1 pseudogene is annotated in these 202 nt (G+C 74.3%); it reads left to right on the top strand.

Annotation, left to right across the window (positions count from 1 at the left end):
- A pseudogene (locus BIU99_RS19895) lies at positions 1 to 202 on the top strand (ATP-dependent helicase); the annotation flags it as partial.

Here is a 202-nt window from a genome sequence, read left to right as displayed (position 1 = left end):
CGGCGACCGGAACGACCGTCCCGCGTACAACCGTGGTGGCGACCGCACCGAGCGCCCGGCCTACAACCGGGGTGAGCGCACGGAGCGTCCCTCCTACGGCGACCGCACCGAGCGTCCGTCCTACGGTGACCGCCCGGCTCGACAGGGTGACCCGCGTCAGGCGAACCGCACCGACCGCCCCGCGCGTTCGTACGACGACCGC

The organism is Plantibacter sp. MMLR14_011 (genome assembly GCF_001865025.1).
GTDB lineage: Bacteria > Actinomycetota > Actinomycetes > Actinomycetales > Microbacteriaceae > Plantibacter > Plantibacter flavus_A.
The sequence above is the reverse complement of the archived record's forward strand: the minus strand, read 5'-3'. Positions and strand labels throughout refer to the sequence as shown.